Genomic DNA, 10,489 nt, shown 5'->3' with positions numbered 1-10,489 from the left:
GTATCGAGAAAAATGAACCTCGCGCTTTGGAGCAAAGAGTTCTTCTTCGAACTCTTTGCTTATATGCGATAACCCTGCGGCTGGCAGCTTGCGGTGCTGACCGATCCCGAGCTCAAGCTCGGCGAAGCCTTCACGGAGGGCGGCCTCGTCGTCGAGACCGGCTCGATCGCCGATCTCCTGGCGCTGACCATGGCGCGCTCGGTTGCCGGCGAGCGGCGGCTGCCGCTGGCGCCGCTTCTGGCCGTGGCGCGCCGTGCGGTGCGCCGGCTCGACCAAGCCAATTGGCGGCGGCGGGCGCGAGCCAATGTCCACCATCATTACGATCTCGACGACCGGCTCTACAGCCTGTTCCTCGATCCCGACCGGCAATATTCCTGCGCCTATTTCGAGACGCCCGGCCAGAGCCTGGAGGCGGCCCAGTTCGCCAAGAAGCGCCACATCGCCGCGAAGCTCCTGGTCGAGCCCGGCCAGTGGGTGCTCGACATCGGCTCGGGCTGGGGCGGGCTTGCGCTCTATCTTGCGGGGGTTGCCGGTGCCAAGGTGCGCGGCATCACGCTGTCCGACCACCAGTTCGCCATCGCCCGCGAGCGCGCCGCCGACAGCGGGCTCGGCGAGCGGATCGAATTCGCGCTCGAAGACTACCGCGATACCGAGGGCCGGTTCGACCGCATCGTCTCGGTCGGCATGCTGGAGCATGTCGGCATCGGCTACCTTCGGGCGTTCTTCGCCAAGGCGTTCGAGCTCTTGACCGAGGACGGCGTGTGCCTGATCCACGCCATCGGCCGCTCGGAAGGCCCGGGGGCGACCAATCCCTGGATCGCCAAGTACATCTTCCCCGGCGTCTATGTGCCGGGGCTGTCGGAGCTGATGCCGGCGGTGGAGCGCGCGGGCTTTCTCGTCGCCGACATCGAGATCCTGCGGCTGCACTATGCCGACACCCTGAAGGCGTGGCGCGAACGCTTCCTTGCCCGCCGCGACGAGGCGCGCCGCCTCTATGACGAGCGCTTCTGCCGCATGTGGGAATTCTACCTCGCCTCGTGCGAGATGGCCTTCCGCCATCACGGGCTGATGGTGTTCCAGATCCAGCTCGTCAAGCGCGAGGGCGTGGTGCCGCCCACCCGCCGCTACATCGCCGAGCGCGAGGCCCGCCTCAGCGCCGCCGAGCGCGAAGGCCGCCCGCAATTGCGGCTGGCTGGAACCTGATACGAAATCCGGCTGATCAAGCCGGAGTTTCGTATTCCGATCGCCGAACATCCCGTTATCGCGGGCCTCTTGCAGAACTGGGATTTTCGGCGAGACCGTTTCCGGTATCCCGAAGGGATCGACCGGAAGCCGCAGGATCGATTCGGCTCCGAATCGGTCGCGGGCGGCCGGGCGACAGTCAAGCACCGCCGGCCCCGCCGCGCGTGATTCCGCCGCGTATGTGGATTGCGGGGCGTCGCGCAGGATGTTTCCCTGAAGGCCGCCGCCGCGTGTTAAGCCATGATCCCAGCGTTGGATGATGGCATGGCTGTCGAATCGTTCGCCCGCAAAACCCAAGGCCCCGATCCGCTCTACCGGGCGGCGCCGCACAATGTCGAGGTCGAGCAGGCGCTGCTCGGCGCGGTGCTGGTGAACAACGAGGCGTTCTACCGCGTCTCGGACTTCCTGGAGCCCAAGCACTTCTTCGAGCCGCTGCACCAATCGATCTTCGACGTGTGCGCCCAGCTCATTCGCGCCGGCAAGGTGGCGACGCCGGTCACGGTCAAGACCTTCCTGCCGGGCGACGCCGACATCGGCGGGCTGACCGTGGCGCAGTACCTGTCGCGCCTGGCCGCCGAGGCCACCACCGTCATCAACGCGGCCGATTACGGCCGGGCGATCTACGACCTTGCCACGCGGCGCGAGCTGATCCGCATCGGCGAGGACATGGTCAACATCGCCTATGACGCGCCGGTCGACATGCCGCCCAACGACCAGATCGAGGACGCCGAGCGGCGCCTCTACGAGCTGGCCGAGACCGGCCGCTACGACGGCGGCTTCCTGCGCTTCTCGGATGCGCTGAAGGAGGCGATCGACATGGCCGGCCGCGCCTATCAGCGCGACGGCCATCTGTCGGGCCTCGCCACCGGCCTCGACGATCTCGATTCGCTGATGGGCGGGCTGCAGCCGTCCGACCTCGTCATCCTGGCCGGCCGCCCCGGCATGGGCAAGACCGCGCTCGCCACCAACATCGCCTACAACATCGCCGCCAATTATCACGGCCGGCCGCGGCCCGACGGCTCGATCGAGACGGTGGCCGGCGGCATCGTCGGCTTCTTCTCGCTGGAAATGTCGGCCGAGCAGCTTGCCACCCGCGTGCTCGCCGAGCAGTCGGAGATCCCGTCCTCGCGCATCCGCCGCGGCGACATTTCGGATGCCGATTTCGGCAAGCTCGCCGCCGCCGCCCAGGTGATGCAGGCGATCCCGCTGTTCATTGACGACACCGGCGGCATCTCGATCGCCCAGCTCACCGCGCGCGCAAGGCGGCTCAAGCGCCAGCGCGGGCTCGACATGATGATCGTCGACTATCTGCAGCTTTTGTCCGGCTCCTCGAAGCGCGCCAACGAAGGCCGCGTGCAGGAGGTGACCGAGATCACCACCGGCCTGAAGGCGCTGGCCAAGGAGCTCGCCGTGCCGATCCTGGCGCTGTCGCAGCTGTCGCGTCAGGTCGAGAGCCGCGAGGACAAGCGGCCGCAGCTTTCGGATCTGCGTGAATCCGGCTCGATCGAGCAGGACGCCGACGTCGTGATGTTCGTGTTCCGCGAGGAATATTACCTCAAGGGCAAGGAGCCGCGGCAGGGCACCGAGGACTGGTTCAAGTGGGAGCAGGAGCTCGCCGCGATCAAGGGCACCGCCGAGGTGATCATCGGCAAGCAGCGCCACGGCCCCACCGGTACGGTGAAGCTGCACTTCGAGGACCAGTACACCCGCTTCGCCACGCTGGCGCGCGAGGACCATCTGCCCGACCGGCGCTGAGCGGGGCTGCGGGCGTCAGGCGGTTTCGAGGGAAGGTGGCGGTTCTTCCCTCTCCCCTTGCGGGAGAGGGTGGCGAGACCGAGCGAAAGCGAGGTCGAGCCGGGTGAAGGGTTGCTTCATGCCGGCCAATCCCACCCCTCACCCGCCTCGCGATCATTCGATCGCTCGGCACCCTCTCCCACAAGGGGAGAGGGAAAGAGCGCGGCTCCGGGCCTGCCAACCGTTTCGAGCCGATCAAACGGAAACCGCATCACCCCTCGTTTTTGCTGCCGGCGAGCAGGCCCGCGACCCATTGGCTCGCGGGGTACTGTTCGCACACCGTGATCAGCGCGATCACGATCGGCACGCCGATGAAGGCGCCGGCGATGCCCCACAGGAAGCTCCACAGGAACACCGCGAGCAGCACGATGAAGGGCGAGATCGACAGCGCGCTGCCGGCCACCCGCGGCTCCAGATAGCTGCCGACGACGAACTGGATGATGTTGAGCCCGGCGAACACGCCGAGCGCCGCCTGCCACGATTCGAAATGCACCAGCGCGAACAGCGTCGGCGCCAGCGTGGCGACGAACGAGCCGATGAACGGAATGTAGTTCAGCGCAAACGCGATCACGCCCCATTCGGCGGCGAGCGGCAGGCCGATCAGTCGCGCGAACGCCCACACCAGCGTGCCGGTCATCACGCTCATCGCCGTGCGCACCAGCATGTATTTCTGCAGCTTGGCGGCGGTCGAGGCGGCGGCTGCGACCACGGCTTCGCCGGCCGCGCGGTTCCTCATCGCCCGCAGCTTCGCGGCGGTCTCCTCCACCTCCAGCAGCCCGAGAATGAGGAACACCGCCACCACCACCGAGAAGCTGACGATGCTCTGCAGCCGCGCGCCGATGCTCTGCACCGTGCGCACCATCCACGACACGCTGAACACGTCGGAGAAGATGCCGGCCACCGCGAAGCCGTGGCCTTCGAGCCATTCGACACTTTGCAGATAGAGCGCCTGGAAGCGCGCCGAATCCGCCAGCAGCCAGCGCGCCGCGCGGCCGAACCCCCAGCCGATCAGCGTGCCGAGCACGGCGAGCACCACCGCCACCACCACCACGGTGATGGCCATTGCCGCGAGCTTGGGGATGCGCGCCTGCAGGCCCGACTGCAGCGGCCACACCAGCGCGATGATGAACAGCGCGAACACCACCGGCGCCAGGATCACCTCGCCATAATAGAGCGCGATCAGCACCAGGATGGTGGTGCACACGGCGAGCAAGGTGATGGAGCCGCGCCGGTTTGCGTCGCCGCCGGCCGAAGGCGAAACGGGCGTCTGCGTGCTGTCGGTCGTCGCGATCTGGCTGTCGGTGGTCTGCATGTCCGGGCCGTGCGTGAGGGGCATTTGAAGTCCGCTCAAGCCGGATCGCGCGGGCGGATGCGCCGATCGGACCACAAACCGGCGGCGCGTTCAATCGGCGTGCCGTGCTGGTGAAAGCGGCGCCTGTCGATTAGCATGCTGGGGGCTCGCTCCATCGGGCCCCTTCTCATGCGGAACCTTTTCGCGGGCGGCGCAGTGGATCAGTCGGGTTCGAGATCGGGCCGCCGCGGGCGGACCGCCGCGGTGCGGGCCGGTGTGCTGGCGCTGCTGTGGGTCGCCATCGCCGGCACGGCGCCGCTCGACCTCACGGCGGGCAGCATCGCCGTCGCGCTCGCCACCGTCGCGCTCGCCACCTGGGCAAGCCTTGCGCTGATGCCGCCGAGCGGGCTGCACATGACGCCTGTTGCCACACTCGGCTACGGGCTGCGGCTGTTCGGCCAGTCGATCCTCGCCGGCATCGACGTAGCGCGCCGCGCGCTCGATCCCAGGCCGCTGCCCGCCGCCGGCTTCGTCCTCCACCCGACGTGCCTGCCGGCGGGCAGTGTCCGCAGCGCCTTCTGCACCACCGTCTGCCTGGTGCCCGGCACGCTGCCGGCCGGCACCGATTCGCAAGGCCGCCTCGTCGTCCACTGCCTCGATGTCGCCCAGCCGGTGGCCGAGCAGCTTGCGAGCGAGGAGGCGCGCTTCCGCCGCACCTTCGGCGGAGGCGGCGATGTATAGCTTCATGCTGGGGGCCGCTGGCTTCGTGCTGGCCGTGGTGGCGCTGGGGCTCGCCCGCGTGCTGCGCGGCCCCGGCCGCGCCGACCGCATGATGGCGATGCAGCTTCTCGGCACCGGCGGCATCGCCGTGCTGCTGCTGTTCTCCATCGCCAATTCGCTCTATGCGGTGGTCGACGTGGCGCTGGTGCTGGCGGTGCTGTCGGTGTTCGCCTCGGTCGCGCTGGTCGAGACCGCGCCGCCGGATTCCGGAGGCGCGGCGTGATGAGCCTCCTGCTTGACATCGCCTCGGTGGTCGCCATTGCCGGCGGCGCGTTCTTCTTTCTCGCCGGCACCGTGGGGCTTTTGCGCTTTCCCGACACGCTGTCGCGCCTGCACGCGCTCACCAAGGCCGACACGCTCGGCCTCGGGCTGATCGTGCTCGGCCTGCTGCCGACAGTCGACAGCGTGCTCACCGGCGCCAAGCTCGTCGCCATCTGGCTCCTGGTGCAGCTGGCCGGCGCCAGCGTGGCGCAGCTCATCGCCCGTGCCGCCCGCCAAGACAGACCACAAGGCGTGCCACAGGACGGGCCACCACCATGACCGCCGGGATCGCCGTCGATATCGGCCTGGCCGCGCTGGTGGCGGCGATGGCGCTGTGGACCATCCTGGTGCGCGACGCCTATGCCGCGGTCATCGGCTTCATCGGCTACGGCCTGCTGCTGGCGCTGGTGTGGGTGCGGCTCGACGCGGTCGACGTGGCGCTGACCGAGGCGGCGATCGGCGGTGGCGTCACCGGCGTGCTGCTGCTGCGCGCGGTCGGCGCGCTGCACCGGGGCGCGGCGCCGCTGGAGGATGGTCCGCCCCCCGGCCCGGCGACGCGGCGCATCGCGGCGCTGGCCTGCGCGGCGGTGGCGGCGGGGCTCGCATTTGTCGTGCTGGGCGTCTCCGGCCCGGCGCCGACCCTGGCGCCGCTGGCGGCCGAGCACCTGCCGGCGACGGGGCTTAAGAACCCGGTGACCGGCGTGCTGCTCGCCTTTCGCGCGCTCGATACGCTCTTGGAAAAGGTGGTGCTGCTCTTGGCGCTCATCGGCATCTGGTCGCTTTCGCCCGATGGCGCCTGGGGCGGACGCCCCACCCTCGGCCGCCCCGGCCGCGCCAGCGACACGCTGCGCTTCCTGGCGCAGCTTCTGCCGCCGGTCGGCATCGTCGTCGGCATCCATGTGCTGTGGGTGGGCGCCAACGCCCCCGGCGGCGCCTTCCAGGGCGGCGCGGTGCTCGCCGCCATGTGGATCCTGGCGATGATGGCCGGGCTTTCGCCGGTGCCGGCGATCGGCCGGCCGTGGCTGCGGGCGGCGCTGGTCATCGGCCCGCTGGCGTTCCTCGCGGTGGGGGTCGCCGGCATCTTCATAGCCGATGGTTTCCTCGCCTATCCGCCCGCCTTCGCCAAGCCGCTGATCCTGGCCATCGAGGCGGCGATCACGCTGTCGATCGCGGTGACGCTGGCGATGATGGTGGCGGGCCCGCCGCAACGGCCGGGTGCGCCATGACCATGACGGTGTTCGGCCTGTGCGGAGCGGCGCTGGTGGGCATCGGCCTCTACGGGCTGATCGTCCAGGCCCAGCCGCTGCGCCGCATCCTCGCCTTCAACCTGCTCGGCGGCGGCGTGTTCCTGCTGTTCGGGGTGATCGCCCGGCGCGGCGCGGTGGAAGGGCTCGGCAGCGATCCGGTGCCGCAGGCCATGGTCATCACCGGCATCGTGGTGGCCTTCTCCGCCACCGCGCTCGCCATCTCCCTCGTCGTGCGGCTGAAGGAGACCGGGCGCGGGGACGACGAGGGGAGCGCGTGATGCCGGCGGCCGCACTCGATCCGGGCCTGCTCCTGGTGCTCGCCGTCATGCTGCCGGCCACCGGCGCGGTGGCGGCGCTGGCGCTGCCCGGCCGCTGGGCCGGGCGCATCGCGTTCGGCCTGTGGCCGCTCGGCCTCGCCGTGGCAGTGGCGGTGGCCTGGACGGTGTGGGCCGCTGGCGCGCCGCTGCATTATGCGGTGGGCGGCTGGGCGCCGCCGCTCGGCCTGATGCTGCGTGCCGACGGCCCCTCGGCGCTGATGCTGCTCGTCGCCGCCATCGTCATCGGCGCCGCCGGCCTTTATGCCCGCGCCGACCTGCGGCCGGAACCCGGCGCCACCGAGAGTCGGGCGGCGGTGGTGTTCTGGACGCTGCTGATGGCGCTGTGGAGCGCGCTCAATGCGGTGGCGCTGGGCGGCGACCTGTTCAATCTCTATGTCGCGCTGGAGCTTCTGACCTTCTCGGCGATCCCGCTGGTCTGCCTCGGCGGCAGCGCGAAGACGCTGCAGGCGGCGCTGCGCTACCTCGTGTTCGCGCTGGTCGGCTCGGTGCTCTATCTGCTCGGCACCGCGCTGCTCTACGGCGCCTATGGCACGCTCGACATCGTGCTGCTCTCCGGCCGGGCCGGGCCCGAGCCGGCGGCGATCCTCGCCTGCGCGCTGATGATCGCCGGGCTCGCCGCCAAGACAGCCCTGTTCCCGCTGCATCTGTGGCTGCCGCCGGCCCATGCCGGCGCGCCGCCGGCGGCGAGCGCGGTGCTGTCCGGCCTCGTCGTCAAGGCGTCGTTCTTCCTTATCGTCCGGCTGTGGTTCGACGTCATGCCGGGTCTGTCGACCGCTGCGGCGGCGAACCTCATCGGCGCGCTCGGCGCCGGCGCCATCCTCGCCGGCAGCGTGATGGCGCTGCGCCAGGCGCGGCTGAAGCTGATGATCGCCTATTCCACCGTGGCGCAGATCGGCTACCTGTTCCTCATGGTGCCGCTGCTGTTCGGCGTGCCGCAGGCCGAGATCGCCGCCAATGCCGCCTGGAGCGGCGGCTGGCTGCAGCTCGCCTCGCACGCGCTGGCCAAGGCGGCAATGTTCCTCGCCGCCGGGCTGATCGCCGAGGCCGCAGGCCACGACCGCATCCATGGCCTCGACGGCGTCGGCCGCGCCGTGCCGGTGGCGGTGCTTGCCTTCACGCTCGCCGGCCTGTCGCTGGTCGGCCTGCCGCCGAGCGGCGGCTTCGCCGCCAAATGGCTGCTGCTGTCGGCGGCCGTCGCCACCGGCCAATGGTGGTGGGCGGTGGTGATGATCCTGGGCGGCCTGCTCGCCGCCTTCTATCTCTTCCCGGTGATCGGCCGCGCCTATGCGGATGGCACGGCCGCCTTCGCACGGCCGCGGGATGCGCGCTCGCGCGAATTCGTGGTGCTGGCGCTGGCGGTGGCTGCCGCGCTGCTCGGCCTGTCGCAGCTCTATCCGCCGGGCCTGCTGCGGATCGGGCTTGGGAGCGGGCTTGCGGGAGCGGGCGTGCCATGACCGCCACGCTGCTGCTCGCCGCCACCTTGGCCCTGCCGCTCGCGCTGCTGGCGGCGCTGGCGCTACCGCGGCTGCGCAGGCTCGTGCCAAAGGCGCTGGCGCTGGCGCCGCTGCCGGCGCTTGTTGTGGCGCTCGCCGCCGCGCCGCTGGGGCTCGCCCCCCTGCTCGATGCCGGAAGCGCCATGCTGCTCGGCGCCGTGGCGTTCCTGTGGATCGCGGCCGGCGCCTGCGCGCCGATGATCCTGCGCGGCGCCTCCGACGCCCCGCGCCTGGCCGGCTGGTGGCTGCTGACGCTCGCCGGCAATCTCGGCGTCTTCGTCGCCGCCGACCTCGTGAGCTTCTATCTCGTCTATGCCATGGTCAGCCTGTCGGCCTATGGCCTCGTGGTGCATGACGGCACGACGCGGGCGCGCGCCGCCGGCTTCGCCTATCTGGCGCTCGGCATGCTCGGCGAAGCGTTGCTGCTGATGGGCTTCGTGCTGGCGGCAGCCGCCGTGCCGGACGGCAGCCTCGCCATCCGCGACGCGGTGGCGGCGCTGCCCGGCTCGCCCTGGCGCGACGCGACGCTGATCTTCCTGCTCGCCGGCTTCGGCCTCAAGATCGGCCTCGTGCCGCTGCATGTATGGATTCCGCTGGCGCACTCGGCAGCCCCGCTGCCGGTGTCGGTGGTGCTGAGCGGCGCGGTGGTGAAGGCCGGCGTCATCGGCTTGCTCCGCTTCCTGCCGTTCGACGCGGCGATGGCGGATTTGGGCGCGAACCTGGGGATGGCGTTCGCGACCGTCGGCCTCGTCACCGCCTATTACGGCGTGCTGGTCGGCATCACCCAGTCCAATCCCAAGACCGTGCTGGCCTATTCGACGCTGAGCCAGATGGGGCTGGTTGCCGCCGTGGTCGGCATGGGGCTGGCGGCGGGGGACGCGGGCGCCGTGACGGCGGCGAGCCTCTATGCCGTCCATCACGTGCTGGCCAAAGGGGCGCTGTTCCTGGCGGTCGGGCTTGCCGCCGCCCGCCGCTCCTTGCTGGTGCTCGGGCTCACCGCCATCGTCGGGCTTGGCCTCGCCGGCCTGCCCCTGACCGGCGGCATGATCGCCAAGAGCGTCATCAAGGTGCCGTTGGGTGATGGCGTCATCGCCACGCTGGCGGGCCTCGCGAGCATCGGCACCACGCTGCTGATCCTGCATTTCGTCGGCCGGCTGGCGGCGAAGGCGTCGGGCGATGCGCCCATGCCGCTGGCGCTTCGCAGCGCCTGGATCGCGGTGGCGATGGCCGCGCTCGCCGTGCCCTGGGCGCTGGCACCGGGGGATGCTGTCGCGAAGGCGCTGACGGCCGAAGCCATGTGGCAGGCCGCTTGGCCGATCGGAATCGGTGCTGTGCTGGCGCTGGCCCTGCAACGCTTCGGCCATCGCCTGCCGGCAGTGCCGGAGGGCGACGTCGCCGCAAGCGGCACCGCCCTTGCGCGCCTGATGCAGCAGGGCAGCGACGCCACCGCCCGGCTTGAGGCGCACCTGCGCGCCTGGCCGGTGGCCGGCCTGTCGCTCTTGGCGCTGGCACTGGTGCTGTCCTTGGCGCTCGGCGCGCGATGACCTTCCAGTTTTAGCCGATTTGAGCCCAACAAAATCCGCCATCGTGTCCGGCAAGCGTCGTTCGCAGGCGCTTCGGCCGAAGCGGGCCCCATCCAAGCTGCAACGGCTCAAGACGTGTTGGCGGGATGTCCCCAATTTGCGCCGGGAATCCCAGTCTCGCCGGGCGGAAGATCGTCGCGCGCGGCCAGGATCACCGAAGGATCCTCTTAGACGATAGAATGCCGCCTTGCGCGGAAGCCTGTCCGGAAATGCCTTGATGCGTTCGCGAACAGTGGCATATGATCCGACGTAATTCCTTTTGGTGTCCCGCCAAATCGCGATGGATCGCATGCGGCACGACAGCGGCGCGATGGGTTTGGAGCGCGACAGTCGCGTGCGGACGTCTCGTTTTCGAAGTCATCTTTTTTTCGCCATCTCCGGCGGAACCAAAGCGGGATCCCAGTCGTTTCATGTCTTAATGCCTTCACCCGGCGGCGTTCGGCGCACAGTGTCGTCATGC

At 70.1% G+C, this 10,489-nt stretch carries 10 protein-coding genes; 9 read left to right on the top strand and 1 reads right to left on the bottom strand.

Annotation, left to right across the window (positions count from 1 at the left end):
• Positions 1-93 precede the first annotated feature (93 nt).
• Complete coding sequence (locus tag F1193_RS05395; protein WP_150096646.1) at positions 94-1,203, top strand: SAM-dependent methyltransferase; 1,110 nt, start codon at positions 94-96, stop codon at positions 1,201-1,203.
• A gap of 303 nt (positions 1,204-1,506) precedes the next feature.
• Entirely contained in the window at positions 1,507-2,997 is a 1,491-nt protein-coding gene (locus F1193_RS05390; protein WP_150096645.1) for a replicative DNA helicase, read from the top strand.
• 250 nt (positions 2,998-3,247) lie between these two features.
• Here F1193_RS05390 and F1193_RS05385 read toward each other — a convergent pair whose 3' ends face one another.
• Positions 3,248-4,372, bottom strand: coding sequence for an AI-2E family transporter (locus tag F1193_RS05385; protein ID WP_246164140.1), 1,125 nt, complete (start codon positions 4,370-4,372; stop codon positions 3,248-3,250).
• Between the two features lie 219 nt (positions 4,373-4,591).
• Between F1193_RS05385 and F1193_RS05380 the strand changes: the two genes are divergently transcribed.
• The 7 genes from F1193_RS05380 to F1193_RS05350 are packed head-to-tail and all read left to right on the top strand — an operon-like array spanning position 4,592 to position 9,990.
• The gene (locus tag F1193_RS05380) at positions 4,592-5,068 is read left to right on the top strand and encodes a Na+/H+ antiporter subunit E (RefSeq protein ID WP_170263391.1); all 477 of its coding nucleotides are present in this window, start codon (positions 4,592-4,594) and stop codon (positions 5,066-5,068) included.
• Complete coding sequence (locus tag F1193_RS05375; RefSeq protein WP_150096643.1) at positions 5,061-5,330, top strand: MrpF/PhaF family protein; 270 nt, start codon at positions 5,061-5,063, stop codon at positions 5,328-5,330. The genes F1193_RS05380 and F1193_RS05375 overlap by 8 nt, the downstream gene beginning before the upstream one ends.
• Positions 5,330-5,647 (top strand): cation:proton antiporter, encoded by a 318-nt coding sequence (locus F1193_RS05370; RefSeq protein WP_150096642.1) that lies wholly within the window; start codon positions 5,330-5,332, stop codon positions 5,645-5,647. Before F1193_RS05375 ends, F1193_RS05370 begins: the two co-directional genes overlap by 1 nt.
• Positions 5,644-6,594: a hydrogenase subunit MbhD domain-containing protein gene (locus tag F1193_RS05365; protein WP_150096641.1), complete on the top strand. Its 951-nt coding sequence runs from the start codon at positions 5,644-5,646 to the stop codon at positions 6,592-6,594. The genes F1193_RS05370 and F1193_RS05365 overlap by 4 nt, the downstream gene beginning before the upstream one ends.
• Positions 6,591-6,893 carry an NADH-quinone oxidoreductase subunit K gene (locus tag F1193_RS05360; protein ID WP_150096640.1) on the top strand — a complete coding sequence of 101 codons (303 nt, stop codon included), beginning with the start codon at positions 6,591-6,593 and terminating at the stop codon, positions 6,891-6,893. The genes F1193_RS05365 and F1193_RS05360 overlap by 4 nt, the downstream gene beginning before the upstream one ends.
• On the top strand, positions 6,893-8,407 hold the full coding sequence (locus F1193_RS05355) for a complex I subunit 5 family protein (protein WP_150096639.1): 1,515 nt from the start codon (positions 6,893-6,895) through the stop codon (positions 8,405-8,407). Before F1193_RS05360 ends, F1193_RS05355 begins: the two co-directional genes overlap by 1 nt.
• Positions 8,404-9,990: a complex I subunit 5 family protein gene (locus F1193_RS05350; protein ID WP_150096638.1), complete on the top strand. Its 1,587-nt coding sequence runs from the start codon at positions 8,404-8,406 to the stop codon at positions 9,988-9,990. The genes F1193_RS05355 and F1193_RS05350 overlap by 4 nt, the downstream gene beginning before the upstream one ends.
• Positions 9,991-10,489 lie beyond the last annotated feature (499 nt).

This window comes from Blastochloris sulfoviridis, from assembly GCF_008630065.1.
Lineage (GTDB): Bacteria > Pseudomonadota > Alphaproteobacteria > Rhizobiales > Xanthobacteraceae > Blastochloris > Blastochloris sulfoviridis.
The sequence above is the reverse complement of the archived record's forward strand: the minus strand, read 5'-3'. Positions and strand labels throughout refer to the sequence as shown.

Excerpts from the sequence above, each read along its gene's own strand:
- F1193_RS05390 (WP_150096645.1), top strand. The coding sequence starts at position 1,507 with ATGGCTGTCGAATCGTTCGCCCGCAAAACCCAAGGCCCCGATCCGCTC.
- F1193_RS05385 (WP_246164140.1), bottom strand. The coding sequence starts at position 4,372 with ATGCCCCTCACGCACGGCCCGGACATGCAGACCACCGACAGCCAGATC.
- F1193_RS05375 (WP_150096643.1), top strand. The coding sequence starts at position 5,061 with ATGTATAGCTTCATGCTGGGGGCCGCTGGCTTCGTGCTGGCCGTGGTG.
- F1193_RS05370 (WP_150096642.1), top strand. The coding sequence starts at position 5,330 with ATGAGCCTCCTGCTTGACATCGCCTCGGTGGTCGCCATTGCCGGCGGC.
- F1193_RS05365 (WP_150096641.1), top strand. The coding sequence starts at position 5,644 with ATGACCGCCGGGATCGCCGTCGATATCGGCCTGGCCGCGCTGGTGGCG.
- F1193_RS05360 (WP_150096640.1), top strand. The coding sequence starts at position 6,591 with ATGACCATGACGGTGTTCGGCCTGTGCGGAGCGGCGCTGGTGGGCATC.
- F1193_RS05355 (WP_150096639.1), top strand. The coding sequence starts at position 6,893 with ATGCCGGCGGCCGCACTCGATCCGGGCCTGCTCCTGGTGCTCGCCGTC.
- F1193_RS05350 (WP_150096638.1), top strand. The coding sequence starts at position 8,404 with ATGACCGCCACGCTGCTGCTCGCCGCCACCTTGGCCCTGCCGCTCGCG.